The sequence below is a fragment of the Tessaracoccus coleopterorum genome, assembly GCF_011174705.1.
In the GTDB taxonomy this organism is placed as follows: Bacteria; Actinomycetota; Actinomycetes; order Propionibacteriales; family Propionibacteriaceae; genus Arachnia; species Arachnia coleopterorum.
On the sequence record NZ_JAANIJ010000001.1, the window covers coordinates 2,238,564 to 2,263,836 of the forward strand.

Here is a 25,273-nt window from a genome sequence, read left to right on the forward strand (position 1 = left end):
CCGTGGAGCCAGCGCACCGACGATTGGGCCATCCAGGCGACGGGTCTCGTCAAGCGTTACTCGGGCCGCGCGGTCCTCAACGGGTTGAACCTCAACGTCCCCGCCGCGGCGTGCATGGCCTGCTCGGCCCCAACGGCTCCGGCAAGACAACCTCGATCCGCATCCTGCTCGGGCTCGTGCGCGCCAACGGTGGTGAAGCGCGGATCCTCGGCGAGCCCGTCCCCAAGCGGTTGCCGCAGGTGATCGACCAGGTCGGCGCCATCGTCGAATCACCCAAGTTCTCGCCCCGGATGACGGGCAGGCACAACCTCAACGTGCTGGCCGACTCGATCGGGGCGCCGTCGCGCCGGGTGAGCGAGGTGCTGCTCGAGGTGGGCCTCGCGGCCGACGCCGACCGGCACTTCACCACCTACTCGCTCGGCATGAAGCAGCGGCTGGCAATCGCGGCGACGCTTCTCAAACGACCGGAGGTGCTCATCTTCGACGAGCCGACAAATGGGCTGGACCCGGTCGGCATCCACGACATCCGGGCGACGATGCGCGGGCTGGCGGACGCCGGGCGAACCGTGCTCGTGAGCTCGCACATCCTCTCCGAGATCGAGCAGATCGCCGACTCGGTGTCGATCATCGCGGCCGGGCAGGTGGTCGCCGAGGGCGCCATCCACGACTTCCTGAGCGACGGCGCCCCACACGTGCGGGTGCGCATCGAGCGCGCCCTCGAGGCAACCGACCTGCTCCGTGGTGTGGGCTGGCGGGTCGATGTGGACGAGACCGGGCTGAGGGTCTCCGGGCGGGAGGGGCGGGTGCCGGACGCCGCCGTGATCGCCGAGACGTTGGGGACGGCCGGGTTGTGGCCCAGTGAGCTGACCTCTGAACGGCGCAGCCTGGAGCAGGTGTTCCTGCAACTCACCTCCGGCGCCGACCTCCACGCGACCCAGGGCAGCGGATGGAGGGACGCTAGATGTTCGGGCACCTGATGCGCGGCGAACTCGCCCGGCTGCGCTACCGCAGACGGGCGTGGGGCAGCATGATCCTGATGCTGGTCGCGGGCCTGCTGGCCCCGGCGGTATGGATGGAGGGCATCGCGATGCCCACCGAGGCTGATATCACCCTGGCCATGGACGAGCTGGTGAGGATGCAGAACCAGGGCGACTGCCTCGACTGCACGTTCCGCGATCTTCTCGGCTGGCCGACCTTCGACGTCGTCGTCCGCAACAACCTCAGCGCGGCGGGGATCGCGTTCGCCTTCCTCACCTTCATGGTCGTCGTGGCCTATGTCGGGGCCGACTTCTCCTCCGGGGCCATCTCGACGCAGCTCACGTTCACCCCCAGGCGCAGCCTCGTGCTCGCCACCCGTGCGTTGGCGTGCGGCGTCCTCGGGGCGCTCCTGATGGCCGTCGGCCTGCTGACGACGACGGGGGTGACCGTCGTCGGGTATCTGGCCACGAACGGCGTCGACTCGATCGGGGAGGCGTCAGGGCTGCTGAGGTTGCTGGGTGGGGCATCGTCTACGGCGGGCTGCTGGGTATCATCGCGGCGCTGGTGACCTTCATCATCCCCAGCACCCCGCTCGCCATGGGCGCGGCCGTCGTGGTCCTGATCGGCAACGGCTTCGTGGTCGATGAGGCCACGAGCCTCATGCAGAACGGCGAGACGTTGCTGTACCGGCTCCTGCCCGCCCAACACGGGATCGCGCTCGTCTACGACGAGTCGTCGGCTGCCACCGGCCGGGCCCTCGTCTACCACCTGGTCGTGATGGCGGTCCTGTTCGCGGTGGCCGCGTTCCTGTTCGAACGTCGGGACATCAAGGCCTGACCCGGCGCGGAAGGCCCACCGCCGTGAGGCCGCGCGACACTAGACTGCCGCCCATGCGTTACGTCTCCACCCGCTCCGCCGCCCACGGCAAGCCGTTCAGCGACATTCTGCTCGAGGGGCTGTCGGCCGACGGAGGGTTGTACCTGCCCGAGTCGTACCCGGTGGTCGACGCAGCAACTCTCGATGCCTGGCGCGTCCTGCTCGCCGAGCGGGATACGCGGCCCTCGCGTTCGAGGTGATCAGCCTGTTCATCGACGACATCCCCACCGACGACCTGCGCGGCATCGTCGAGCGGGCCTACGAGCCTTCGAAGTTCATCGACCCGGCGGTCGTGCCCGTGACGCACCTCTCAGACGGCATGTGGCTCGCGCACCTCAGCAACGGGCCGTCGGCCGCCTTCAAGGACATGGCGATGCAGCTGCTGGGTGAGCTGTTCGAGTACGAACTGGAGCGTCGCTCCGAGACCATCACCATCGTCGGGGCGACCAGCGGCGACACCGGCTCTGCCGCGGAGTATGCGCTCGGCGGGAAGCCCTCTGTGACGGTGTTCATGTTGTCACCGCTGGGCAGGATGACCCCGTTCCAGCAGGCGCAGATGTTCAGCATTGACGATCCGCGCATCGTCAACGTGGCGGTCGAGGGCGTCTTCGATGACTGCCAGGACATCGTCAAGGAACTCAACGCCGACGCCGACTTCAAGGCCCGGCACCGGCTCGGCGCCGTCAACTCGATCAACTGGGCCCGGCTGATGGCCCAGGTGGTCTACTACTTCGCCGCCTGGCTGCAGGTCTCCGACGGCGGCGCCGTCAGCTTCGCCGTCCCGTCGGGCAACTTCGGCAACATCGCCGCCGGCCACGTCGCCCGCGAGATGGGGCTGCCGATCGACCGGCTGATCCTGGCCACGAATGAGAACAACGTGCTGGAGGAGTTCTTCCGCACGGGCGTCTACCGGGTACGGGGGCCGCGGAGACCCTCGCCACCAGTTCGCCGTCGATGGACATCTCGAAGGCCTCGAACTTCGAGCGGTTCGTGTTCGACCTGCTCGGCCGCGACCACGAGCGGGTCGCCGGACTGTTCGGTCGGAGCCTCCCGGAAGACGGCTCGTTCGACCTGAGCGCCACCCCGAGTTCGCCGGACAGGGGGAGCGGTTCGGGTTCGTGGCTGGCACCTCCACGCATGCCGACCGGCTGGCCGAGATCCGTCGCGTGTTCGATGCCGACGGCGTCGTGATCGATCCGCACACCGCCGACGCGGTACACGTCGCCCGTGACGCCGATCTGCCGGGCCCGATCGTGGTGCTCGAGACGGCGCTGCCCGTGAAGTTTGCGGAGTCCATCGTCGAGGCCATCGGGCTGGTGCCGCCGGTGCCGGCCCGGTTCGAGGGGATCGAGGACCTGCCCCGTCACGTCATCGAGGTACCCGGCACCGCGGCTGCCGTGCGGGCGGTCATCGAGGAGCACGCCGCCCGGTAGGCAGCGCGGCACGGGTGGCGCGGGGCGTCCGCGCCACCCGTGCCGCCTCACCCTTACTCTGGGTGGCATGGATCAGAATCTCCCCGAGCCACGGATGCGGGCCAGTGACGCCGAGCGTGACCAGATCCTGACCGTGCTGCAGCGGGGCTACGAGACCGGCCGTCTGGACCTCGCCGAGATGAAGGAACGCCAGGACCGCGCGCTCAGTGCCACCTTCCTCGACGAGCTTCCGCTCCTGATCGGTGATCTGCCGGAGGGCAGACTCCCGCCGTCCGCGACAACCCCGTGCCTGCCGCGGCCCCGTCGCACGATGTGGTGCCGGAGACGGCCCCGCGGACGCCGGTTTCTCGGCGAGCATCATGTCGGGCGGCGATCTCGTCGTGGAGTCCGGGACCCGCCGTCTGCGGAACTTCGCCTGGTGGGGCGGCAACACCTACGACCTGACCGAGGCGATGGGCCCGGGACGGATCGTCACCCTCACCCTCGACGCGGTGATGGCAGGCAGCGACATCTATGTCCCCGAAGGGTGCGGGTCATCGACCAGTCCATCGCCATCATGGCCGGCAACGACGTCTCACGCGACGCACGGGGCGACGGCTCAAACGGCACGTTGGTGCTCAAGGGCTTTCTCTGGTGGGCGGGCAACAAGGTGGCGCTGGCAGGGTCGCGACGCCGGGCCGCCGTCACCGCTGACGCGCCGGGCGTCAGTAGTCGAGGAGGAGGGCAGCTGCATGCGCTGCGCCTGCCGCGTGAGCTCCAGGAACACTGCGAGCCCGAACACGCCCCACTCGCGCAGGTAACCGGCGTTGCCACCGCGGCGTTCGTCTTCGGGATCGGGCCCCCGGTGAGGAGGGCCTCCGTGAGGCTGGTTCCCTCGATGCCGAGCCGCTCCCGGAGGAGGTCGAGTTCGCGCTCCAGCAGGTCGAGCGTCGCCATCGCGAGCGTCTCACCGCCGACGGTCGTGCCGGTGAAGGTGGCGGCCACCCCTGGGACCGGCAGCCACCACTCGGCCCCTCCGAGCAGGCTGGGAAACTGCTCGCTCCCTGCGGTTCGGGCCGCCACGTAGGAGGGCTGGAGGTGAAGTCGTCCGGGGCGTCGTCGTCGCGGGCGAGCTCGGGTCTCTCGAGGTGGGCCGCAAGCAGGATCATGGCGCCGTAGCCGAGCCAGTGCGGCTGGTCGGTCGCGTAGGGCGCGTCGGCGCGGTCGACCCAGAGGCGCTCGAATCCGAGGGCCCCGGCCATCGCGGACTGCCAGGCGGCGACGGTCTCCTCCACCTCCGCCGGATCGGGGGCTGGTCGCTCCCGATCGGGGCGGGCGGTCGAAAACTCGATGCCCTGGGCCTTTGCCGCCTCGGCGATGACGGTCTGCCAGTCACCGGAGAGGTAGCGGGTGAGCGAGCCTACGTAGATGTCGAGTCCCATGCCCCGATCCTTGCAGGTTCGGGCAACCGTCGGGAGCCCGGAACCGGGCCCCGGCTAGTCGGCCGCGGCATCGCCTGCCGTCCGGCGTTTCAGCCAGCGCCACCCCTTGCGCGTGAACCGGGCGAACACGACGGCGGCCACGATCATCGAGATGAGCAGGATGCCCGCGATGATGGCTGCGGCCACGGGGAAGAATACGGCGAGCGTCGTCACGCTGACCACGCCGACGTCACCGGCCACCGACGCCGTCAGGTTCGTGACGGGTTCGGGCGAACTGTTGGCCGCCAGGCGGATGCTCGCCTTGGCGAGGTGGCTGACCAGCGCGGTCAGGCCGCCGATGGATGCGAGGGTGACGGTCCAGAGGTCGCCCTGTGCCCCCGCCATCAGGGCGCCGATCGCGGCGCCGGCGATGGGTCGGATCACCGTCGACGGGACGTCCCATACGGAGTCGACCACCGGGATCTTGTCGGCCACGAACTCGATCACGCATAGAACGGCCATCACGATCAGCACGTCGGTGCGCTGCAGGCCGAGGGGCACGTCGTCGACGCCGAGGAACCTGCCGAGGAGCCCGAGCACCAGCACCGTCGCGTAGGCGTTGATCCCCGAGGCCCAGCCCGCGGCGAACGTCATCGGCAGCATTTCCATGCCGACAGTATGGCGACACGGTGAGGCAGTCGGCCGGGATCGGCCGGGTTTCGGTCGAGGGCGCCGTCCAAGCCGGACCCTCGGAAAAATCGGCCAGTAGCCGATTCTGGTCGGTCCTGCTGAAAATACTGGCCACTGACTTGCCCGTCCTCCTGCCGGGCCTCCTGGAAAAATGGGCCAGTAGCCGATTCTGGTCGGTCTGCCTGAAAAAGGTGCCCACTGACTTGCCGCTCCTCCTGCCGGGCCTCCTGGAAAAATGGGCCAGTGGCCGGTTCTGGTCGGTCCTGCTGAAGATAGTGACCAGTACCCCGCTCCTTGGTGGCGTTGCGGCAGACGGAAGTTCCCCTGTCTGGGTCGTCGGCCAGGGTTGCGCGGTGGTTGGGGTTCTTGGCAGCAACGGGGATGGTTCTGAGCGCGCCGGGTCTGGGCTGCCGGGCCTCCTGGAACAATGGGCCAGTGGCCGGTTCTGGTCGGTCTGCCTGGAAAAGGTGCCCACTACCCCGCTCCTTGGTGGCGTCGCGGCAGACGGAAGTTCCCCTGTCTGGGTCGTCGGCCAGGGTTGCGCGGTGGTTGGGGTTCTTGGCAGCAACGGGGATGGTTCTGCGCGCGTCGGGTCTGGGCTGCCGGGCCTCGGAAAAATGGGCCAGTAGCCGATTCTGGTCGGTCTGCCTGGAAAAGGTGTCCACTGACTTGCCCGTCCTCCTGCCGGCCTCCTGGAGAAATGGGCCAGTGGCCGTTTCTGGTCGGTCCTGCTGAAAATAGTGGCCACTTCCCCGGCTGCTTCGCGGGACCGGATGGGGTGATGCGGACGATGCGGTCACGGCCGGCTCCGGTCGGTGGATGGTCAGCTGGGCCGGGGGCGCACGACCTGGCCCGCCGATGGGCGGGTCAGGCGGTCAGGGCAGGGTGCCGTGGCCGGGGATCGGGGAGCGTGTCGGGTCGAGCCGTGCCGGGGCAGGAACTCGGGCATCGCGTGCTGATTGATCCGGACTTCCCACCGCTCAACCGCGGGATCCCGCCCATGCACGGGACGCGTGCCCGTGGGCTGGCGTCCCGGTGGAGCCGGGGCCCGTCCCTGGGCTGGTGCCCTGGCGGGTGGTGCATGCGGGGTGGTTCGACCAGTTTGTGGTGTTTCGGACACAGCAGGACGAGATTGCCGAGGGTGGTGGCACCTCCTGCCCACCACGGAACCACATGGTGGGCTTCGCACTCATGGTCGGCGGCGTCGCAGTCGGGGAACGCGCAGCCGTGGTCCCGGATGCTGAGCGCGAGGCGGATCTCGTCGGAGACCAGCCGCCGCGTTCGGCCCAGGTCGAGTATCTCAGAGGCGGTGCCCAGGACGACGGGGGTGAGGTCGGCGTCGCAGCACAGGCGGCGTAACTCGCCTGCGGGGATCTTCTGCCCCGACGGCAGTAGCCCTGCCTGCTCAACGCGACGGTGGAGGGCGTCTTCGTCGAGGTGGACCACGACCCGGGCCCGGTCCTGCGCCACCCGCACACCACCCGCAGTGTCATGTCCGTGGATGATGGCCATGAACGCGTCCGCGGCGCGCTGCTCCGGCGTCACCTCAGGCCGACCCACGCCTGCCGAGCGTCGATCGTCACGGGTGGCACGCTTGACGGCCTCGACCCTGGCTTCGACCAGGCGGACCAGTTCGGCGCCGTCGACGGCGGGGACCTGACCGGAGAAATGGAGCGATCCGTCGTCGTAGTGGTACCGGAACGCCCGGTTCCGCTCCGCGCGACGCTGCTGCGCCTCCAACCGCACCTGCTCCCGCTCCGCCGCATCCGCCTCCGACTCGACGGGATCCGCGACGTCGAGCGCTTCACCGGCGAGCCTTTTCAGGGCGTTGGTATCGAGCCGGGCCGCCTTCGCGACCAGGAACTCCGCCGCCCTGCCCTGCTGCTCCACACTCAACCGGGACGGTAGATCGTCGAGCATCGCCGTGATACACGCGGCCTGCCTGGTCGAGACCGTCCCGTCCACCGCGGCCTTGCCGACCTGCGGATGCGCGGCCAGGTCATGGCCGGCGAAGATGATCCCGGTCGCCTCGCCCTTCGTCGCCCGCCGCGTCGACTTCAACCACACAGCCATCGTCAACCCCGTCGCCGCCTCCGCAACGCGACGCCGGTCAGCGTCGGAGATGTCGAGCGACCTGCGGGCGTTGAGCCGGTCGGTGGCCGAGCTCAGCCGCGCCAGGTAGTTCAGTTCCGCCTGGGGCTCACGCTGGAGGGTTCTCGCCGAGAAGTGTCAGGGCCTGTTCCAGCAACGCGATGGCCTCATCGCGGGTGCTCCGGAAAAGGGTGTCCGACATGGACCTATTCTAGTGCGTTCGTTTCCTGTTTCAAACAGTTTCGGCGAACGAGTTGTACCAGGTTGGCTACCAGTGTTGTCCAAAATGGCCCAGGTGTTGTCCGTGTCCTATCGTGCCGATTATGGAATCACTGCAGGATAAGTTCGAATAGTGCTGCACGAGGCCCGCAGGCGTGTTCGTCCCGATGGCGTCCAGGGGAACCGCGACGGCCCCCAACGACCTGAGGGCCTTTCACGCGGTGGTGCGACGCGCACGTCCGAAGCCGCCTGCGTACACGAGCCCCGCGCCGACCGACGTGACCGCGATCAGGGCCAACGGCCCAACCATCCGCCGGGGAACCCCCGACGGCGCCCTCCTCGCCCTCCCGGGTGCCGGGACGCTGGGCGTCACCGTGCTGGGTGCCCCAAGTACCGTCGTCAGCTCGGCCGTGACGGCCTCGTCGAGCGGCGCGGTGCCGCCGCAGATGTTGGCCTGCCAGGTGTCCGTGGCCTCGCCCATGATGTCGTCGTGTCCGGCGAACAGCACGATCTCCTGGCCTTCGGAGAAGCCGGAGAGCCCGCACGACGCGCTGTTGTTCGGGCTCGCGACCTCGATCCGGGACAGCGCTTCACCCTTCCAGATCCGGTCCAGCTCGATCGTGTAGACGGTCGCGTCGGTGCTGGAGCTCGGGTTCGACGGCTCGTCGATCGTCAGAATGGTGCCGGTGCCCACCAGCTCGGCCCAGGCGGCCTGCTCCGTGGGGTGCTGATGACGCAGCTGCACGCCGACGCGCACTCCACCGACCCCATGAGAGGCCGACGGCGCCCACTGCTGACAGGACGGCCGCCCCGAGTAACCCTGAGATCCGCATGATGTTGCTCCTTCGCAAAGTACAGACGAACTAACGACGCTCACCGGAGCGACCCGGGTTGTCCCGACGACGACTCCACCCTCCGCGTTCAGGCGAGAGCCGCGGCCACCGCGGCGAGCGCCGCACCGAGGGCGGCCCATCGCGCGGACGACGAGCGGAGCAGAACGAGTGGATCGAGGATGTCCATCGGCAGCGGCACTGGGACGTGGGTGTTGAGCCGGGCGAAGCGCGCCGGGTCGGTGGCAGGGGTCGCCCCCTCACCGACAGCCGCGAGCACCTCGGGCAGCCTACCCAGGTCTCCGCCCATCACCAGGTAGTTGGCCCTCGCCTCCTTTTCGATGATGAGGACCTCATCATCGATATCGAAGCGGAGATCCCCACACGACGAGTTGATGACCTTCAGCCGCAACCCTGGTACGGGATCGCCCTTCCACACCCGGGCGTACTCGACCTCGTAACTCGCGTCGTGCGCCCCCGGGGCTCGAACTCCGCCACCACCCGCACGAGGGCCGCGATCTCCGCGTCGGCGATCTCCTCTGCGATCGAGGGCGGATCCGGGTCGAGGACGAGGCTGCAGGCGGACGCCATCGGGGCTGTCAACAGCTGGAGTGCGGCCGCGGCGGCCAGCGTCGCGCCGGCAAGGAAGGGAGACGTCGCCCATCCCGGCATGGTCTCGTGCTCATCGGTTCTCCTCACGGTCTACCGCTACGACGTGCCCGGACGCGGATCCGGTTGTCCCGGCCCCGAATCGTCGCGCCGCCGCCGCCGGGCCGGGGCGTTCGTGGGAGACTCGGCCCATGGAGTTCACGTCGCTGTACAGCCACGGTTTCGCGCGCATCGCCGCCTGCACCCTGCCGGTCGCCCTGGGCGATCCCGCCACCAATGCCGAGCGGATCATCGAGCAGGCGCGGCTCTGCCACGACGACGGCGCCGCAGTCGCCCTGTTCCCGGAGCTGTCGGTCAGCGGTTACTCCCTCGACGACCTGCTCCTCCAGGACGTGCTGCTCGACGCCGTCGACGCGGCCATCGTGCGGATCGCCGAGGAGACCGCCGACCTGAGCCCCATGATCGTGGTCGGCGCCCCCATCGCCACCGACCGCAGGCTCTTCAACTGCGCCGTCGTGATCCACGGCGGATCGGTGCTCGGCGTCGTCCCGAAGAGCTACCTGCCCAACTACCGCGAGTTCTACGAGAAGCGGCACTTCGCGGCCGGCGCGGGGATGGAGGAGGCGGGGCTCGTGCGGCCACACTGGCCCACCGCGATGGACGACGCGGAGATCCCGTTCGGGACCGACCTGATCTTCGAGGCTGTCGACGTGCCCGGGCTCAGGATCTTCATCGAGATCTGCGAGGACATGTGGGTGCCGGTGCCGCCGTCGACCGGGCAGCGTTGGCGGGAGCGACCGTCGTGCTGAACCTGAGCGCCTCACCGATCACGGTCGGGCGCGCCGACGACCGTGCCCTCATGGTGCGCTCGCAGAGTGCGCGGGCCTGCGTTGCCTACGCCTACGCCGCGGCGAGCTTCGGGGAGTCGTCCACCGACCTCAGCTGGACGGGCAGTCGATGATCTACGAGATGGGCGACGAACTGGCCGAGTCCGAGCGGTTCGCACCCGGAGCGACCATCCTCATGGCCGACGTCGACCTCGACCGGATCCAGCAGGAGCGGCTGCGGCAGGGGTCGTTCGACGACAACGCCCGCGCCCACGACGTCACGCCCTTCCAGTTCTCGACGATCGGGTTCGAGCTCAGCCCGCCCGACGCCGACCTCGGGCTCCGCCGCCCGCTCGACCGGTTCCCGTTCGTGCCCGACGACCCGGCCCGGCTCAACCAGGACTGCTACGAGGCCTACAACATCCAGGTGTCCGCGCTGGAGCGGCGCATGCTGTCGATGTCGGGCGGCGACCCGGCCAGGGCCCCAAAGATCGTGCTCGGCGTCAGCGGCGGCCTCGACTCCACCCATGCGCTGATCGTCGCGGCGAAGGCCTGCGACCGGCTCGGGCTGCCCCGCACCCACATCCTCGCGTTCACGCTGCCCGGATTCGCCACCTCCGACCACACATTGGGCAACGCCACGGTGCTGTCGGAGGCGCTCGGCGTCACGTTCGAGGCGGTCGACATCAAGCCGATGGCCGAGTCGCTGTTGCGGGCGCTCGGGCACCCCGCGGGTGACGGCGAGCCCGTCTACGACGTCACCTACGAGAACGTGCAGGCGGGGCTGCGCACCGACTTCCTGTTCCGCGCCGCCAACCAGCGCGGCGGGTTCGTGCTCGGCACCGGCGACCTCTCCGAGCTCGCCCTCGGCTGGTGCACCTACGGCGTCGGCGACCAGATGAGCCACTACGGCGTGAACTCGGGCGTGCCGAAGACGCTGATGCAGCACCTGATCCGCTGGGTGATCTCATCGGGTCAGTTCCCGAAGAGGGCGTCAACGAGACCCTCGACTCGATCCTGAACACCGAGATCTCGCCCGAGCTGATCCCGGTGGCCGACGGCGCCAAGCCGCAGTCGACACAGGACTCCATCGGCCCCTACGCGCTGCACGACTTCACCCTCCACGGCCTGCTGCGCCGCGGCTACCGGCCCAGCAAGATCGCCTTCCTGCAGTGGCACGCCTGGCGCGACGCGGAGGCCGGGCAGTGGCCGGCAGGCTACCCCGAGGCGGACCACACCGCCTACGACCTCGCCACCATCCGCAGGTGGATGGCCGTGTTCCTGCGCCGCTTCTTCTCCAACCAGTTCAAGCGCACCGCGATGCCCAACGGCCCGAAGGTGCTTGCCGGCGGCTCTCTCTCACCGCGCGGCGACTGGAGGATGCCGTCGGACGCCTCGGCGCGCGCGTGGCTCGAGGAGTTGGAGGACGGCGTCCCGGCCGACCTCTGAGCGACGGCCCGGCGGGGAGCGCCTGCGCCTACGATGAGCCCATGCCGACCCGTGGGCATGACTCGATCTTCGCCTCCGCCGACCTGCCTGCGGAGGCCGCCCGGGCGTGGCTGACGGCGGGCTTCGACGCCCAGGCGGCGGCGGGGACCCCGAAGCCCTGACGCCGGAGCAGCGGGCCGACCTCGCCGACCTGCTCGGCAGCACCTGGTGGCGCGCGCTCTACCAGGGCGAGGGCGACGCGGAGGATCCAGAGGAGTTGCTGAGGCGGGCGCTGCCCCCGCGGTCCGGGCCGCGGACCGGCTCCCACAGGGCGGTCTCGTGCTGGCCCTGTACCTGCGCAACCTCGTCAACGACGCCTGGTCGATGGCCTGGGACCACCACCTCCTGATCACCACGATCGACGTGTCGTGCAACGAGGCGGAGAGGCTCCGGAGCGACCCGCCCGTCGACCCCGTCGCCGACCTCGCCTGGAGGTTGCTCGACTTCATGCGCCTCGAGTTCCGCGTCGAGACGGCGCTGCTGGCGGGCAGGCTCGACGCCGTCCTGCGCGTCGCCGAGGCGGCGGCCGCCCACGTCCGGCCCATCGTCGACGCCGCCCGCGAGTGCCCGCCGGGGAGGGTCGCGACGCGCTCCTGCGCGAGGCCACCAACGAGCTGACCTACTACCGCACCATCCGCGACTGCGCCCGGGTCGGGCGCCGGCTGCTTCTTGGTGACAGGAGCGACGCGGCCGCCGACCTCGACCGGATGCGTGCCCGGGTGGAGGCCACCGACTTCAACGCCGTCGACGCGAGCGAGCTGCGGGCCACCTCGCCGCGGTCGAGGCCGTCAACGGGGTGCGGGGGCGCGAATGGCTGCAGGTCGACGCCGGCCGGATCCGCATCGTCTACCCGTTCGGCATCCGGCTGCGGGGCGACGACGACCCGATCGCGCTCGTCGAGGAGCTGAAGACACGCGCGCACGGGATGCGGCTGAGCGGCGCACCGATCGGAGGCCTGCCCATCGTCGAGGCGAGGTCGCGGCTCGACCTCAGCGACGTCTGGCAGGGCACCGACAACTTCGGCCGCGGCTACCGCGGCGCCACCATCCAGCTCGGCGACCTCGTCCTGACCGGTGACGACGGCGCGCGGCTCGAGACGGTGCGCCCCAGGATCCAGCTGTCGCAGCTCGGCAACCACTCGATCGTGTTCGAGCTCGACCTCCTCGACGTCCCCGCCCACCGCATCGCCGAGGCCCTCCACCTCGCCAGCCCGGTGTTCGGCGACCTGCGCGAGATCGACGACGTGCTGCGGATGCAGGGCCCCGACGGGTGCCCGTGGCAGGGTCCCCGCGGTGGTCGCCGGCGTGCTGGACGGGCTGAGGGGCTGCTGGACGAGATCCCGGGTGGCTTCAGCGAGGCCGATCTCGCGACCCGCGACGGCTCCTTCGGCATCATCGTCACCGTCATCGCGGCCTCCGCCGTCGGCCCCGACGGCGCAAGGAGGTTGGGCGACACCCACGGGCTCCTCGACCTGTGGGGCGTGCAGCCGTTGCTGCACCCGCTCCCGAGCGGGGTCGCGAGCGTCGCGGACTGGGCGCTGCACGACCTCGACTCGGTCGAGACCTGGCCGCTGCTGCACCTGAACGGCGAACTGCTCGCCTCCAGCAGCAACATGACGCTGCTGGCCTCGTTCACCTCGCCCGACTACGCGGTCAGCGAGATGGAGAGCTACATCGAGTTCGCGCACAGCCTGCACGGCATGTACAAGGGCTGGCAGGACGGCGTGCGCTACTACGCGGAGCGCATCGCCGGGCTGCTCAGGGGAGCGGAGGCGGCCCTCGCGGAGGCCGACGAGCTGGACCGTGGCGGCGAGGACCCGCTGTCGGGCCGCCGTGCCGCCGTCATCGAACGCCTCGACCTGCTGGTGCGCGACGTCGAGCGCACCGAGCTGTCCCTCCAGGCGTTCGTGCAGTCCAACGAGGCCATCATGCTGTTCGTGGAGTCACCCGACATCGTCGCGTCGCCGCCGCTGCGCGCCGACCTCGACACCATCCTCACCTCCAACGGCTACCCGCGGCTCCGCTCGGGCTTCACGAGGGCCGTCCGTGACGTCCTCGGCACCCGGCTGCGGCCGCTGCTCGACGTCGTGCACCGCAGGATGGAGAAGTCCTACGCCGAGGAGACGGCCGCGCTGCGGGAGGCTCGCGACCGCAGGGTCGACCTCGCGTTCCAGCTGATCGGGGTGGTCTTCGGGTGGTCGGCCTCTCGGGGCTGGCCGCCATCCTCCAGGCGGGCAACCCCGGCTGGGGAGCCGACGTGGCGTGGGGGCTGCTGTTCGGCATCCTTGCCCTGGCCGGGCTGCTCAGCCTGGTGCTGTATCTCACGGCCCGCAGGGTCGGAGCGACCCCGAAACCAAGAAATGGACGAGACCTTCCAGATGAACCATGTGATCGAGGCCGTCACCGACGCCTCAACCCTCGCGCACGTCTACGGGTCGGTCCTCGCGCCGAGCTTCCCGCCCACCGAGCTCGTCCCGCTCGACGTGTTCGTCGCCGGGGCACGGCGGGCCACCTCGACGTCCTCGTGGCGCGCCCGGTCGGGGGAGGCGAGCCGCTCGGCGTGATCGTCGGTGAGCGGCACGGCGACGGGTGCTCGTCGACTGGCTGGCCGTCGCGGGAGCGACCCGCGGCGGGGGCGTGGGCCGCGCGCTCATTGAGGCCGGCCTCCGGCGGTGGCTCGACGACGGCGCGCTGGTCGTGGTGGGTGAGGTGGAGCGACCCGACCTCTTCGGGCGCATCCCCGCTACGGTGACCCGGCGCGACGCCTCGCGTTCTACGAGCGGCTCGGCGCAACCGTACTCGACGTGCCCTACTACCAGCCACCGATCGCCGAGGGCATGCCGCGGCTCCCCGGCCTGCTGCTCGTGGTGCTTGCCGCCGCCGACCCGACCCCCGCGCCACGCAACCTCTCGCGGGCCGAGAGGGACGCCGTCCGCGAGGTTCTCTCCTCGACGATGGGGAGCCCGAGCCTGGGGACGCGGAGACGCAGCGGGTGTTCGCCGCGGTCGATGACGCGGCAGGTGTGAGGCTGCTGCCGCTCGCCCGGTATCAGCGGGTGCCACTCTCGAGGTGAGCGTCGAGAGACGGCGGCGGGCTCCGTGTTTTCCCGGACCGGCGGGGCCTCCCGGCGTGGTGGGAAAGATTGGTTAGGCAAACCTAATGAAATGAGTATTACGCAAGGGTTCATGCGTGTAATACTTGCGGCGTGACGAGTGAAGCTTCGACCGACACCCGCCCCGCCTACCGGGCCTTCCGGGTGCGTGTGGCCGCCCGCAGACGGCTGTCCCCGCACTTCACCCGGATCACGTTCAGCGGGCCGAGCTCGTCGACTTCGGCACCGCGGGCCTCGACCAGCGCGTCAAGGTGGTGCTGCCCTTCCGGGGCTCGGGTTCACCCATTTCCCCGACGTCGACGACTGGTACGCCGCGTGGCGCGAGCTTCCCGTCGAGCACCGCAACCCGTTCCGCACCTACACCGTGCGTGAGGTCCGTCCCGACGCCCTCGAGGTCGACATCGACTTCGTCGGCCACGGCGATGCCGGGCCCGCGAGCCGTTGGGCGGCGCGCGTCGAGGTCGGCGACGACGCGGTCATCGTCGGGCCGGACGAACGCAGCCCCGGCCGCACCCTCGGCATCGACTGGCGACCAGGGCCGTCGACCAGATCCTGCTGGCCGGTGATGAGACCGCCGCCCTGCCATCTCGGCCATCCTCGGGTCGCTCCCCGTCGACGCGACCGGGGTCGCGCTGATCGAGGTGCCCGACCCTGCCGACACGCTCGATCTGATCGCCCCGGACGGCGTAGCGGTGCGGTTCCTGCCGCGCCACCCGGGCGGTGCGCACGGGCACCGCCTGATCCCGCGGTGCGCGAGTGGGTGGTGCGCACCTGCTGCGCCGCCGGCTGCATCCCGGTTCCCGACCGGCCCGTGGCCTTCGAGGACCCTGATGACGCCCCCTGTGGGACGTCCCCGACGGCACCAGCCTCGACGGCGACTGTTACGCCTGGATCGCGGGGAGGCCGGGCTCGTCAAGACGCTGCGCAGGTTCCTCGTCTCCGATGCCGGGCTCGACCGGCGCCGCGTCGCGTTCATGGGCTACTGGCGCCAGGGCCGCGCCGAGCTCGACTGACATGCCCACCGGCACCCTCACCCCGGTCCTCGACGTCGGGGCGGTCCTGCGAGCCCGCCATCGCCGCTCCGCGCTGGTGTTCGGCTCCGCCACAGTCCTGCTCGCGGTGGTCGCTGCGCTGAGCCTCCTGATCGGCGTGCGTGACCTCGATCCGGCCACGGTCTGGCAGGCGCTCACGGCGCCCATCGCCGACGATGTCGACCACATGGTGGTGCTCCAACAGCGCGTCCCCGCACGCTGATCGGGCTCGCCGCCGGAATCTCGCTCGGGGTCGCAGGCATCGTCATCCAGGGCGTCACCCGTAACCCGATCGCCGACCCCGGCCTCCTCGGGTCAACTCCGGCGCAGCCCTCGCCGTGGTGCTCGCCATCCAGTTCCTCGGCGTCACCTCGGCCGTCGGTTACGTCTGGTTCGCGTTCGCGGGGCCGCCCTCGCCGCCGCCGTGGTGTTCTCCTTCGGACACGCGCAACCGGTGCAGCTCGCCCTCGTCGGCGCCGCCCTCGTCGCCTTCGTGACTCCGCTGACCACGCTGGTGCTGCTCCGCGACCAGGCCACCTTCAACAGCTACCGCTTCTGGGTGGTCGGCGCGCTCACCGGCCGCGATCTCGGCGTGCTCGCGTGGCTGCTGCCGTTCCTACTGGTGGGCCTCCTACTGGCCGCCTATCTGGCGCACCGGCTGAACGGTCTCGCGCTCGGCGACGACATCGCGCGCGGGCTCGGGCAGGACGTGCGCACCACCCGCATCCTCGCCGGGCTCGCCATCGTGCTGCTGTGCGGCACGGCCGTCTCGCTCGCGGGCCCCATCGCGCTGGTGGGGCTCGTCGTGCCGCACGCCGCCCGCCGGCTTGTCGGGGTCGACCACCACGCGACCACCGCGCTCGCGGTGCTGCTCGGCCCGATCATGCTGCTGGGGCGGACGTGATCGGCCGCGTGATCGTCACCAACGCGGAGCTCGAGGCGGGCGTCGTCTGCGCCTTCCTCGGCGCGCCCGTGCTCATCGCGGTGGCCCGCGGCCCGAGGGTGGCGGCCCCGTGACCGCTTCCACCGGCCCGCCCTGCCGCTTCGGGCCCGCCGCCGCGGCGCCACGGCGCGCACCGTCGGCCTGCTCGCCTCCGCCGCTGTTCTCATCGCGGCGCTCACCGTCCTTGCGCTCCTGCTCGGGCCGCCGACCTCACCGGCGACGCGGTGCTGCGTGGGTTGCTCGGCGTCGGGTCGCGGTCCGAGAACCTCATCATCGGCACGTTGAGGCTGCCCCGGATCGAGGCCGCGCTGCTGGCAGGGGCCGCCTTCGGGCTCGCCGGGGCCGTGTTCCAGGCCGTGCTGCGAAACCCGCTCGCGAGCCCCGATATCCTCGGCGTCTCGTCGGGCGCCAGCCTCGGCGCCGTCGTCGCGGTGCTGGTGTTCGGCTGGAGCGGTTTCTCCGTCTCGGCGAGCGCCTTCATCGGGGCGCTCGGTGTGGCCGTGTTGATCTGGGCGTTGGCCTGGCGCCAGGGCCTGCACGGGCTGCGCTTCGTGCTGGTCGGCGTCGGGCTCGCGTACCTCAGCGGCTCGACCATCAGCTGGCTGCTCAGCCAGGCCGACGTGCGCGAGGCGCAGCCCGTCCTGCTGTGGACCGTCGGCAGCGTGGCCGACGTGCGCGGCGCCTCGCTCGGCGCCCTCGCGGTGCTTGTTGCGGTGTTCGGGGCGTGGTCGCGCTGGCGTCACGCCCGCTGCGCGTGCTTCCGCTCGGCGACGAGCTGGCCGCGGGCCTCGGCGTGGCACCCAACCCGGCGCGCACCGTCCTGCTGCTCGCCGCCGTCGGGCTCGTCGCGTCCGCCACCGGTGTCACCGGCCCGATCGCGTTCGTCGCGCTGCTGGCCGCGCCGATCGCCAGGCGGCTGACCGGCGACGGCGGCCCGCGCTGCTGGTGGCCACCGCCGTCGGGGCGCTGCTGACCCTGCTCGCCGATCTGCTCGGCCAGCACGCGGTGCCGGGGTGGTCGCCCCCGTCGGTATCGTCACCGGCCTGATCGGCGCCCCCTACCTGCTCCTCCTCCTGGTCCGTCAACGGAAGGCCGTCGCATGACCGCACACCAGCACTCCTTCGCGGCCGAGGCCGTCACGGTCGGTTACGACGGCCGCGTCGTGATCGAGGGTCTCGACTTCGCCGTCCCGCCGGCAGGATCACGGTGATCGTCGGCCCCAACGCGTGCGGCAAGTCGACCCTGCTCCGCACCTTGGCCGGCCTGCACAGGCCGACCGCCGGGCGGATCCTCCTCGACGGCACCCCGGTCGCCTCGCTCGGACGGCGCCGGGTGGCCCGCATCGTCGGTGTGCTGCCCCAGTCCTCGACGGCGCCCGACGGCGTGCGCGTCGCCGAGCTGGTCGCCCGTGGTCGCTACCCGCACCAGGGCTGGTTCGGTCTCGCCCGCTCCGACGACGACGCCGTGGTGGCCAGGGCCCTCGCCGACACGGGCACCGCCGACCTGGCCGACCGCCGCGTCGAGGAGCTCTCCGGCGGGCAGCGGCAGCGGGTCTGGATCGCCATGGTGCTCGCGCAGGCGACCGACATCGTGCTGCTCGACGAACCGACGACCTTCCTGGACGTCAGCCACCAGCTCGACCTGCTCGACCTGCTCGCCGACCTCAACCGCGAGCGCGGCACCACCGTGGTCATGGTGCTCCACGAGCTGAACCTCGCCGCCCGCTACGCCGATCATCTCGTCATGATGCGCGACGGCGCGATCGTCGCGCAGGGCGCGCCCGGCGACGTGATCGACACCGGCTCGATCAACAGGGTCTTCGGCCTCGACTGCCGGGTGGTCGACGACCCCGTCTCCGGCACGCCCCTTGTCGTTCCCATCGGGCGGCGCCACGCCGCCTGAGCCCCACCGGGAGCACAGCTCCACAACCCGAGGAGAACCCCTTCATGCCAATCGCCAGAACCCTGACCGCCCTTGCCGCGGCCGCCGCGCTCGCGCTCGTCGCGTGCGGCAGCCCTGCGACTCCACCCGGCGCCCCCAGCCGACCGGATCGGCGGCGCCGAGCACGGGCGCCCCGGCCGGCGCCACCGACGCCTTCCCGATCGAGATCACGCATGCGCTCGGCACCACCGTGATCGAGGCAGAACCCACCCGCGTGGCCACCTGGGGCTGGGGCTCGACGGAGGCGGCGCTGGCCGTCGGCGTCTACCCGGTCGCCGTCGCGGAGCAGTCGTGGACCGTCGGCGCGGGCAACCTGCTGCCCTGGGTGGAGGAGGCCTTCGGCGACCGGGAGAAGCCGGTGGTGCTGACCGATGCCGACGGCGGCGCCACCTTCCCCTACGAGGAGCTGATCGCGGCCGATCCCGACCTGATCCTCGCCCCGTACTCCGGCCTGACCCAGGAGCAGTACGACACGCTCAGTGAGATCGCCCCGACCGTCGCGTACCCAGGGCGCCGTGGACGACGACGTGGCAGGAGACCATCACGCTGACCGCCGAGGCGCTCGGCCGCTCCGCCGCGGGGGAAGAGGTGCTCTCGGGCATCGGCGGCACCCTCACCGCGATGGCGGAGGCACACCCGGGCTTGAGGGGAAGACGGTTGCCGGGTGTGGGACGCCGACGGCTTCGTCTACGTCTACACCGCGGCCGATCCCCGCATCGGCATCCTCGAGGAGGTGGGGCTCCGGGTCGCGCCGAGCGTCTCCGAGCTCGACACGTCCGACGGCGGATTCTTCTACGAGCTGAGCTACGAGCAGCTCGACAAGCTCGACGCCGACATCGTGATCAGCTACCACGCCAGCGAGGAGGAGGCCGCCGCCTTCCTGACGAAGCCTGCGCTGCAGGCGATCCCGGCGGTGAAGGCCGGCCGCGTCGTCCAGGTGGCCGACCCGATCGCAGTGTCGTCGGTGTCGCCGCCCACCGCGCTGACGTTCGACTGGGAGGCCGGCCTCCCGACGCTCATCCGGAAGCTGTCGGAGGTGGCCGCGAGGTAGCCCCACGGCGTGCGCCGCCGGCCTCCCGTCCGCGGCGCACGCCCCCGGGATCGGGCATCGCAGGGGATACGCTTGGGCGATGAGCGAGATCACCGTGCTGCACAACCCCGTTGCTCCACGTCGAGGGCCGCGGTCGACGCCGTCGTCGCATCCGGGCTGCGCGGCGAGATCCGCAACTACCTCTCGGAAACCCTCTCGCGTGGCGAGTGGCTCGAGGTGCTCGCCAAGCTCGACGCGGACCCCACTGAGCTGGTGCGCCGCGACCCGAACTTCGAGCGCTCGGGCCTCACCGACGCCGACGTCGCCTCCGCGGAGCAGGTCGCCTCGGTGCTGGCCGAGCAACCGCAGCTCGCGCAGCGCCCGGTCCTGATCCGGGGCGACAGGGCGATCATCGGACGCCCGAAGTCGGCCGTCGGACCCTTCCTCGGCTGAGACCATGACCCGCAGGTCACGACGGCTGCTGCGGCTGTCGCTGAGCGTTGGGGTCGGCGTCGTCGCCGCGCTGCCGATCGGGCTGCTCACCCGGATCGACCTCGGCATCGCGGGCGGATGGACCGCGTTCGTCGCGGTGTACTGCAGCTGGACCTGGCTCCGGCTCTGGCCCCTGGATGCGGCCCAGACGGCGGAGCACTCCATGGAGGAGGACCCCGGCCGGGCCTCGCCGATCTGATCCTGATCGTGGCCTCCGTCGCGAGCGTCGCGGGCATGGGGTTCATCCTGGTTGCGGGCAATCAACCGGTGTCGACCGCCGCGCTCGGCGTCGCCTGCGTGGTGGCGTCCTGGCTTCTGGTCCACACGATCTACGCCGTCCGCTACGCCGACCTGTACTTCTCCTCGGACAGGCCCCCGATCGACTTCGGCGACGAGCCCCCGCGCTACTCCGACTTCGCCTACCTGACGTTCTGCCTCGGCATGACGTACCAGATCTCCGACACCAACCTGCGCACCAACCGGTTACGGGTCACGGTGCTGGGCCACACGCTGCTCAGCTACTTCCTGGGCGCCGTCGTGCTTGCCGCGACGGTCAACCTCGTCTCGGGGCTGGCGGCGAGCTGAGGAGCGCCGGCCACGGGGGCGGAAGCCCTCAGGTCGGGAGCCAGCCCTGCAGGTTCTCCGCCACCACCTCCGTCAGCGCCCGATGTGGCCGGGTCGTCGTTGAGGCAGGCGATGTAGTCGAACCGCGGCCCTCCCGCAGACTCGTAGGCCTCGCGGATCAGCTTGTCGACCTCCTCCAACGTCTCGACGCAGTCGGCCGAGAAGGCGGGGAGATGACTGCCACCGATCGGCCCTGCCGGGCCAGTTCGGCCGCGTGCTCGATCGTGTAGGGACGCAGCCACTCCTCCCGGCCGAACACCGATTGGAACGTTGTGTGGATCCGGTCGGTGGGCCAGCCGAGCCGTGCGGCCAACAGGCGCGAGGTCTCCAGGCACTGCGAGTAGTACGGGTCGCCCTCGTGGACGTAGCGCTGCGGCATCCCGTGGTACGAGGCGATCAGCACGTCGGGCGTGTGGTCGAGCGCCGCGTAGCCCCTCTCGACCGATGCCGCGAGGGCGTCGATGTAGGAGGCGCGGCCGTAGTACTCCGGCGCCACCCGGACGGCGGGCTGGCGCTTGAGCCGCAGCAGGGCCCGGAAGAACTCGTCGTTGGCCGTCGCCCAGGTCGCCCCGCGTAGTGCGGGTACAGGGGAACGAACAGGAGCCGGTCGCAGCCCGCCTCCGTCAGCCGCCCCACCGCGTCGCGGGTCGACGGGTTCCCGTAGCGCATGCACACGTCGACGACGACCTCGTCGCCCCAGCGGGCGGCGGCCGCGTCGGCCAGCGCCGCGAGCTGCCTCCGCGTCACCGTCATCATCGGCGACTCGTCGTCCTCCGTGTTCCACACCGAGCGGTAGATGGCGCCGGACGTGAACGGGCGCCTGGTCAGCACCATGGTGTGCAGGATCGGGAGCCACCTCCAGGCCGGAAGGTCGACCACCCGGCGGTCGGAGAGGAACTCGCGCAGGTACCGGCGCATCGACCGGTAGTCGGTGCCGTCGGGGTGCCGAGGTTGGCGAACAGCACCCCGACCTTCGAGGCGTGCACCCGTCGGGTGGGGCGGGGATGATCAGCTGCTCTGTCACGCAAGTCTCCTAGGGTGGCTCGACCACGAGTGTAGGGAGGCTTCGCGGTACCCGATGGCGACCCCGTGTCGCTTCGCCACCTCACTTTCGGCCCTGATGCGATCGACCACCCCGTGGTGGCTCGTGTCCGGGTGGGGCAGCGTCTACCTTAGGATCGTGACCTGGGTAACCCGGGATGACAAGGCGTTAGGGGCGGTCGGCCAGAGCAGCAGCGCGGTCGGGCTCTGGGAGGTCACGGCGTCCGGCCTGGTGCGCACCGGCGGCTGGAGCACCCCGTCGCGGGTCACAGCCGTGCTGCTCGAGGATGACTCCCTCCTTGTCGGGGCGGATTCTCCGAGGTCCGCGAGTACTCCCTCGACGGGGAGCAGCTCCGCGCGTGGCCGGAGCGCTCGGTCGTCGTGAGCCTCGCGGGCCGGGGCGACACGCGGCTCGTCGGGTCGGCGGGGGAGCGACCACACTCTGGCGCAGGAGCGATACCGGCGAGCTCAACCGGATCGACGCGGGCATGCTGTTCGACGTGGTGCGGGCGGCTCCGCGGTGATGCTCAGCAGCAGCGTCGGGCCGCACGTGTTCAGCCTCGGGACGGGGGTGGGAGGATGCCGGTCGTGGCCAACGGGGCCGACCTCAACGCCTACTACGGGTTCAGCAGCGACGGTTCGACGCTGGTCAACCAGACCCGTGACGAACGGTTGATCACCTTCCGACGCGAGGGTGACCGGTACGAGCAGGTCGCCTCGCTGGCGTTCCCGCATGCCCTCTCCGACATCCGGCTCTCACCGAAGGGGACATCCTCGTGCTCGGGGTCGAGGGCCGGCCCGGCTACCAGGTGTACCGCTGGGTCGGGGCAACTGGGTCGGGTCCGCCCGGATCGACGGCTGGCCGAGCGGCATCAGCGCCTTCGTGGGCGACGCGCTGTTCGTCGGGCTGGGCATCGAGGGCAGGAGTTCACCGTGTGGGACCTCACCGGGGAGCCTGAGCGGCTGGCTGACGTCGAGACCGAGGAGAGCGAGGTGCCGGCCGCCTTCGCCGGGGCGCCCGGGATGCTCGCGGTGGGCGATCTCGCCGGTGAGATCACCGTCTACTCGCTGCAGGACCCCGCCGGGTCCCGGGTGACGGCGCGGTTGCGAGAGGCCAGGTCGTCGATCTCGCAGGTGAACTTCTCAGCGGACGGTGGGCGCCTGTTCGCCTCGACCTACGAGGGCCTCGTGTGGGTGTGGCGCCTCGACGGGAGCGACCCGGAGCTGGAGCTGCGCCTCGAGCCTGGGGCGCAGGCCGTCCAGGGGTCGCCGAGCTGGACGGCTCGGTGGTGATGTCGCTGCGTGACGGCAGGTCGCTCCGGTGGCCCTCCCGTCGGACGATGACGCCTCCCTCTGCGGGGCGTTCGGCCGGTACCTGACCGAGGACGAGTGGTTCCAGTTGGTGCACGGCGTCGGGTACGTCCGGGTTGCCCCTGACGCCGGTCAGCCGGCCAACGCGTCGGCCGGTGCCACCCAGTCGCGACCGAAAGCCCGGGCCACGGGCTCCGACGTGAGCAGGCCGAGGTGGGTGGAGAGCCCCGCGCCAGGGGCCGTCGTGTCGCATCGCCGCGGTCACCCCAAGTCGGCCACCTCGCGGATGTAGGGCAGCGTCGCGTTCGTCAGTGCCCACGTGGACGTGATGGGCACCACCCGGGGATGTTGGCGACGCAGTAGTACGTGGAGTCGTGCACCCGGAACGTCGGGTCCTCGTGCGTGGTGGGTCGGCTCCCTCGAAGCAGCCGCCCTGGTCGATCGACACGTCCACCAGCACCGAGCCCGGCTTCATCTTCGCCACCATCTCCTCGGTGACGAGCTTGGGTGCCTTCGCCCCGGCACCAGCACGGTGCCGATCACCATGTCGGCCCCAGCACCTGCTCGCGCACGGCCAGCGTCGAGGACGCGAGTTGGTGGACCCGGTTGCCCCACCGGCCCAGGCAGGTGCGGAGCTTCTCGAGGTTGGTGTCGAGCAGGGTGACGTCGGCGCCCATCCCGAGCGCCACCTCGGTCGCGTTCTGCCCGACGACCCCGGCGCCGAGGACGACCACCTTCGCGTTGGCGACCCCGCCGATCCCACCCATCAGGATGCCCCGCCCGCCCGAGTTCCTCTGCAGTTCGTGTGCGCCCACCTGCGGGCGAGGCAGCCGGCCACCTCGCTCATGGGATGGAGCAGGGGAGAAGACCCGACGGCAGTTGCACCGTCTCGTAGGCGATCGAGGTGGTGCCCGCCGCGACCAGCGCGTCCACGAGGGGCCGTCGGCCGCGAGATGCAGATAGGTGAACAGCGCGAGGTCGTCGCGGAGCAGGTGGTACTCCTCCGGGAGGGGTTCCTTGACCTTCAGGACCAGCTCGGAGTCGGCCCACACGGAGTCGGCTCCGGGCAGGATCCGCGCACCGACCGCGGCGTAGTCGTCATCGCTGATCGCCGAGCCGATCCCGGCCCCCGACTCGATCAGCACCTCGTGGCCCCGACGACCAACTCATGCACCCGACGGGGTGATGGCGACGCGGTACTCGCTGTTCTTGATCTCCCTGGGGACTCCGATGCGCATGACGCTCCTTCCTGCCCGTCAGGCTACTTGTGCCGGGGTCGCCGCACGCGGATCGCGGTCATTCTCAGAAAGGGTGCCGTCTGCCCGGTGAAGTGCCTTGTCGGCCTCCGAGTTACCGGCGTGTCGCCTGAGAGCCTTCCTGAGAAATTCTTGGAATCTCGGCGGGTCTTGTGTAGCGTCGTGCCCGTCATCTTCGAAAGGACGTCCATGCTGAAGCGTGTACTAGTCGGCCTCGTGACCGTGGCTGCCGGTCTCGCGGGCGCCATCGCCGCCCCGCAGACGGCCAGCGCCTCCGATGTCTACACCACGCCGGGCGACCACCTGGTCAACGGGCGCTACTGGAACACCGACTGTTCCAAGTACTCGACCACCGTGGTGCGCTGTTCCACCGACATCTGGGCCGACAAGGTCGTCAAGGTCGGCGGCAGCTACGTCATGCACAAGGGGTGGGCGTTCAACAACCTCACCTACCTCCCTCCGAGCGTGCCCAGTGGGACGACAACCCGCTCGGCGTCAGCACCTCGAAGTGGACCGCCGCCGACGGCCGGAAGTGGAAGACCGAATGCGACACCCCTGCCACCGGTAGGGCGGCTGCCGCAGCTACGCGCTCGCCGATGTCGTCAAGCAGGTCAACGGCAGGTTCGTCACTGCGTCCACCTGGCAGTTCAACAACATCGTCCAGTTCGCCACCTCGGACAAGCCCGCGGTGACCACGATCCCAAGGCCGCCCCGCCGCTCGACGGCGTTCCGGTCGAGACCGACCCGGTGCCGACCCAGTCGTGCAAGGCGTCCTACTACTGGGAGGCCAGCGCACCGCCAACGGTGAGTGGTTCAACCCCGCGGCGCTGACCACCGCGCACAAGTCGCTCCCGTTCAACACCAGAGTGAGGGTGGTCAACCCGAAGAACGGCAAGTCGGTGACGGTGCGCGTCAACGACCGTGGCCCCTACGTGTCGGGCCGCTGCCTCGACCTGTCGCGTGCCGCGATGCAGGCCATCGGAGGTACCGCCTCCGGTGTGCTCACCATCAACTACCAGGTGCTCGGTCGCTGAGCCCTCCCAAGAACCGAC

Annotated in this window: 32 protein-coding genes and 5 pseudogenes; 30 read left to right on the forward strand and 7 right to left on the reverse strand. The window is 70.6% G+C overall.

Annotated elements, in window-relative coordinates; translation table 11 throughout:
• The first annotated feature begins 110 nt into the window (after positions 1-110).
• The 7 genes from G7085_RS14355 (at position 111) to G7085_RS14375 (ending at position 4,353) form a co-directional block, all read left to right on the forward strand.
• A complete protein-coding gene (locus G7085_RS14355; protein WP_197511510.1) occupies positions 111-977 on the forward strand; it encodes an ATP-binding cassette domain-containing protein in 867 nt (288 codons plus the stop codon).
• On the forward strand, positions 962-1,546 hold the full coding sequence (locus G7085_RS14360) for an ABC transporter permease subunit (RefSeq protein ID WP_197511511.1): 585 nt from the start codon (positions 962-964) through the stop codon (positions 1,544-1,546). Before G7085_RS14355 ends, G7085_RS14360 begins: the two co-directional genes overlap by 16 nt.
• On the forward strand, positions 1,543-1,815 hold the full coding sequence (locus tag G7085_RS14365) for a hypothetical protein (protein WP_197511512.1): 273 nt from the start codon (positions 1,543-1,545) through the stop codon (positions 1,813-1,815). Before G7085_RS14360 ends, G7085_RS14365 begins: the two co-directional genes overlap by 4 nt.
• Positions 1,816-1,868: 53 nt before the next feature.
• Positions 1,869-2,054, forward strand: a complete 186-nt coding sequence (locus G7085_RS26415) for a hypothetical protein (protein WP_269451872.1) — start codon at positions 1,869-1,871, stop codon at positions 2,052-2,054.
• The gene (gene thrC / locus G7085_RS26420) at positions 2,051-2,929 is read left to right on the forward strand and encodes a threonine synthase (RefSeq protein ID WP_331715682.1); all 879 of its coding nucleotides are present in this window, start codon (positions 2,051-2,053) and stop codon (positions 2,927-2,929) included. The genes G7085_RS26415 and thrC overlap by 4 nt, the downstream gene beginning before the upstream one ends.
• 43 nt (positions 2,930-2,972) lie before the next feature.
• On the forward strand, positions 2,973-3,287 hold the full coding sequence (locus tag G7085_RS26425) for a PALP domain-containing protein (protein WP_231979538.1): 315 nt from the start codon (positions 2,973-2,975) through the stop codon (positions 3,285-3,287).
• A gap of 94 nt (positions 3,288-3,381) precedes the next feature.
• The gene (locus G7085_RS14375) at positions 3,382-4,353 is read left to right on the forward strand and encodes a DUF1707 SHOCT-like domain-containing protein (RefSeq protein WP_197511513.1); all 972 of its coding nucleotides are present in this window, start codon (positions 3,382-3,384) and stop codon (positions 4,351-4,353) included.
• 409 nt (positions 4,354-4,762) lie between these two features.
• Here the strand turns inward: G7085_RS14375 and G7085_RS14380 are convergent, their stop codons facing one another.
• The 5 genes from G7085_RS14380 to G7085_RS14400 all read right to left on the reverse strand — a co-directional run bounded on the left by G7085_RS14380 (position 4,763) and on the right by G7085_RS14400 (position 9,189).
• Entirely contained in the window at positions 4,763-5,341 is a 579-nt protein-coding gene (locus tag G7085_RS14380; protein ID WP_231979539.1) for a DUF4126 domain-containing protein, read from the reverse strand.
• A 903-nt stretch (positions 5,342-6,244) separates the two neighbouring features.
• On the reverse strand, positions 6,245-7,564 hold the full coding sequence (locus G7085_RS14385; RefSeq protein ID WP_331716000.1) for an HNH endonuclease signature motif containing protein: 1,320 nt from the start codon (positions 7,562-7,564) through the stop codon (positions 6,245-6,247).
• Between the two features lie 337 nt (positions 7,565-7,901).
• A complete protein-coding gene (locus tag G7085_RS14390) occupies positions 7,902-8,444 on the reverse strand; it encodes a hypothetical protein (RefSeq protein WP_197511516.1) in 543 nt (180 codons plus the stop codon).
• A 164-nt stretch (positions 8,445-8,608) separates the two neighbouring features.
• Positions 8,609-8,956, reverse strand: a complete 348-nt coding sequence (locus G7085_RS14395) for a hypothetical protein (RefSeq protein WP_197511517.1) — start codon at positions 8,954-8,956, stop codon at positions 8,609-8,611.
• Positions 8,920-9,189 carry a hypothetical protein gene (locus G7085_RS14400; protein ID WP_231979540.1) on the reverse strand — a complete coding sequence of 90 codons (270 nt, stop codon included), beginning with the start codon at positions 9,187-9,189 and terminating at the stop codon, positions 8,920-8,922. The genes G7085_RS14395 and G7085_RS14400 overlap by 37 nt, the downstream gene beginning before the upstream one ends.
• 128 nt (positions 9,190-9,317) lie before the next feature.
• Here G7085_RS14400 and G7085_RS14405 point away from each other — a divergent pair.
• The 19 genes and pseudogenes from G7085_RS14405 (at position 9,318) to G7085_RS14500 (ending at position 20,574) form a co-directional block, all read left to right on the forward strand.
• A pseudogene (locus tag G7085_RS14405) lies at positions 9,318-11,402 on the forward strand (NAD(+) synthase).
• 106 nt (positions 11,403-11,508) lie between these two features.
• Positions 11,509-11,790, forward strand: a complete 282-nt coding sequence (locus G7085_RS14410) for a hypothetical protein (protein WP_197511519.1) — start codon at positions 11,509-11,511, stop codon at positions 11,788-11,790.
• Entirely contained in the window at positions 11,721-12,059 is a 339-nt protein-coding gene (locus G7085_RS14415) for a hypothetical protein (protein WP_197511520.1), read from the forward strand. Before G7085_RS14410 ends, G7085_RS14415 begins: the two co-directional genes overlap by 70 nt.
• Positions 12,005-12,349: a hypothetical protein gene (locus tag G7085_RS14420; RefSeq protein ID WP_197511521.1), complete on the forward strand. Its 345-nt coding sequence runs from the start codon at positions 12,005-12,007 to the stop codon at positions 12,347-12,349. Before G7085_RS14415 ends, G7085_RS14420 begins: the two co-directional genes overlap by 55 nt.
• Positions 12,238-14,004: a hypothetical protein gene (locus tag G7085_RS14425; RefSeq protein ID WP_197511522.1), complete on the forward strand. Its 1,767-nt coding sequence runs from the start codon at positions 12,238-12,240 to the stop codon at positions 14,002-14,004. Before G7085_RS14420 ends, G7085_RS14425 begins: the two co-directional genes overlap by 112 nt.
• The gene (locus G7085_RS14430; RefSeq protein ID WP_197511523.1) at positions 14,001-14,192 is read left to right on the forward strand and encodes a hypothetical protein; all 192 of its coding nucleotides are present in this window, start codon (positions 14,001-14,003) and stop codon (positions 14,190-14,192) included. The genes G7085_RS14425 and G7085_RS14430 overlap by 4 nt, the downstream gene beginning before the upstream one ends.
• A gap of 52 nt (positions 14,193-14,244) precedes the next feature.
• Entirely contained in the window at positions 14,245-14,466 is a 222-nt protein-coding gene (locus tag G7085_RS14435) for a hypothetical protein (protein WP_197511524.1), read from the forward strand.
• A 234-nt stretch (positions 14,467-14,700) separates the two neighbouring features.
• Positions 14,701-14,988 (forward strand): annotated as a pseudogene (locus G7085_RS35075) (siderophore-interacting protein); the annotation flags it as partial.
• Positions 14,989-15,187: 199 nt separating this feature from the next.
• Positions 15,188-15,565: an SIP domain-containing protein gene (locus G7085_RS14445; protein WP_331716001.1), complete on the forward strand. Its 378-nt coding sequence runs from the start codon at positions 15,188-15,190 to the stop codon at positions 15,563-15,565.
• Between the two features lies 1 nt (position 15,566).
• The gene (locus G7085_RS14450; protein WP_197513089.1) at positions 15,567-15,806 is read left to right on the forward strand and encodes a hypothetical protein; all 240 of its coding nucleotides are present in this window, start codon (positions 15,567-15,569) and stop codon (positions 15,804-15,806) included.
• A gap of 118 nt (positions 15,807-15,924) precedes the next feature.
• Positions 15,925-16,080, forward strand: a complete 156-nt coding sequence (locus G7085_RS32760) for a hypothetical protein (RefSeq protein ID WP_197513091.1) — start codon at positions 15,925-15,927, stop codon at positions 16,078-16,080.
• Positions 16,038-16,487 carry an iron chelate uptake ABC transporter family permease subunit gene (locus G7085_RS14465; RefSeq protein WP_331715683.1) on the forward strand — a complete coding sequence of 150 codons (450 nt, stop codon included), beginning with the start codon at positions 16,038-16,040 and terminating at the stop codon, positions 16,485-16,487. The genes G7085_RS32760 and G7085_RS14465 overlap by 43 nt, the downstream gene beginning before the upstream one ends.
• Before the next feature lie 263 nt (positions 16,488-16,750).
• Positions 16,751-17,499, forward strand: a pseudogene (locus tag G7085_RS14470) (FecCD family ABC transporter permease).
• A gap of 233 nt (positions 17,500-17,732) precedes the next feature.
• Positions 17,733-18,428, forward strand: a complete 696-nt coding sequence (locus tag G7085_RS14475) for an ABC transporter ATP-binding protein (protein WP_331715684.1) — start codon at positions 17,733-17,735, stop codon at positions 18,426-18,428.
• Positions 18,429-18,531: 103 nt separating this feature from the next.
• Positions 18,532-19,017 (forward strand): ABC transporter substrate-binding protein, encoded by a 486-nt coding sequence (locus G7085_RS14480; RefSeq protein WP_197511527.1) that lies wholly within the window; start codon positions 18,532-18,534, stop codon positions 19,015-19,017.
• Positions 19,018-19,131: 114 nt separating this feature from the next.
• On the forward strand, positions 19,132-19,518 hold the full coding sequence (locus G7085_RS14485; protein ID WP_197511528.1) for a TroA family protein: 387 nt from the start codon (positions 19,132-19,134) through the stop codon (positions 19,516-19,518).
• A gap of 72 nt (positions 19,519-19,590) precedes the next feature.
• Positions 19,591-19,950: an arsenate reductase family protein gene (locus G7085_RS14490; RefSeq protein WP_197511529.1), complete on the forward strand. Its 360-nt coding sequence runs from the start codon at positions 19,591-19,593 to the stop codon at positions 19,948-19,950.
• Positions 19,951-19,954: 4 nt separating this feature from the next.
• Complete coding sequence (locus tag G7085_RS14495) at positions 19,955-20,188, forward strand: hypothetical protein (RefSeq protein ID WP_197511530.1); 234 nt, start codon at positions 19,955-19,957, stop codon at positions 20,186-20,188.
• 8 nt (positions 20,189-20,196) lie between these two features.
• A complete protein-coding gene (locus G7085_RS14500) occupies positions 20,197-20,574 on the forward strand; it encodes a DUF1345 domain-containing protein (RefSeq protein ID WP_197511531.1) in 378 nt (125 codons plus the stop codon).
• Here G7085_RS14500 and hemH read toward each other — a convergent pair.
• Positions 20,508-21,531, reverse strand: a pseudogene (hemH, locus tag G7085_RS35080) (ferrochelatase). The gene G7085_RS14500 and the pseudogene hemH overlap by 67 nt on opposite strands.
• A 262-nt stretch (positions 21,532-21,793) precedes the next feature.
• Between hemH and G7085_RS14520 the strand changes: the two are divergent.
• Both G7085_RS14520 and G7085_RS30575 read left to right on the forward strand, forming a co-directional pair.
• A complete protein-coding gene (locus tag G7085_RS14520) occupies positions 21,794-22,039 on the forward strand; it encodes a hypothetical protein (protein ID WP_197511535.1) in 246 nt (81 codons plus the stop codon).
• Between the two features lie 203 nt (positions 22,040-22,242).
• The gene (locus G7085_RS30575) at positions 22,243-22,947 is read left to right on the forward strand and encodes a WD40 repeat domain-containing protein (RefSeq protein ID WP_197511536.1); all 705 of its coding nucleotides are present in this window, start codon (positions 22,243-22,245) and stop codon (positions 22,945-22,947) included.
• Positions 22,948-23,097: 150 nt separating this feature from the next.
• Here the strand turns inward: G7085_RS30575 and ald are convergent.
• A pseudogene (gene ald / locus G7085_RS14530) lies at positions 23,098-24,203 on the reverse strand (alanine dehydrogenase).
• 180 nt (positions 24,204-24,383) lie between these two features.
• Here ald and G7085_RS14535 point away from each other — a divergent pair.
• Together G7085_RS14535 and G7085_RS14540 are read left to right on the forward strand one after the other, a co-directional pair.
• Positions 24,384-25,052: a hypothetical protein gene (locus G7085_RS14535; RefSeq protein WP_197511537.1), complete on the forward strand. Its 669-nt coding sequence runs from the start codon at positions 24,384-24,386 to the stop codon at positions 25,050-25,052.
• Positions 24,983-25,255 (forward strand): septal ring lytic transglycosylase RlpA family protein, encoded by a 273-nt coding sequence (locus tag G7085_RS14540; protein WP_197511538.1) that lies wholly within the window; start codon positions 24,983-24,985, stop codon positions 25,253-25,255. The genes G7085_RS14535 and G7085_RS14540 overlap by 70 nt, the downstream gene beginning before the upstream one ends.
• The last annotated feature ends 18 nt before the right edge of the window (positions 25,256-25,273 follow it).

What these genes read in the sequence shown, in the direction of transcription:
- G7085_RS14360 (WP_197511511.1), top strand. Translation starts at nt 962, where the DNA reads ATGTTCGGGCACCTGATGCGCGGCGAACTCGCCCGGCTGCGCTACCGC.
- G7085_RS26415 (WP_269451872.1), top strand. Translation starts at nt 1,869, where the DNA reads ATGCGTTACGTCTCCACCCGCTCCGCCGCCCACGGCAAGCCGTTCAGC.
- G7085_RS14375 (WP_197511513.1), top strand. Translation starts at nt 3,382, where the DNA reads ATGCGGGCCAGTGACGCCGAGCGTGACCAGATCCTGACCGTGCTGCAG.
- G7085_RS14380 (WP_231979539.1), bottom strand. Translation starts at nt 5,341, where the DNA reads ATGACGTTCGCCGCGGGCTGGGCCTCGGGGATCAACGCCTACGCGACG.
- G7085_RS14400 (WP_231979540.1), bottom strand. Translation starts at nt 9,189, where the DNA reads ATGCCGGGATGGGCGACGTCTCCCTTCCTTGCCGGCGCGACGCTGGCC.
- G7085_RS14450 (WP_197513089.1), top strand. Translation starts at nt 15,567, where the DNA reads ATGCCCACCGGCACCCTCACCCCGGTCCTCGACGTCGGGGCGGTCCTG.
- G7085_RS14495 (WP_197511530.1), top strand. Translation starts at nt 19,955, where the DNA reads ATGACCCGCAGGTCACGACGGCTGCTGCGGCTGTCGCTGAGCGTTGGG.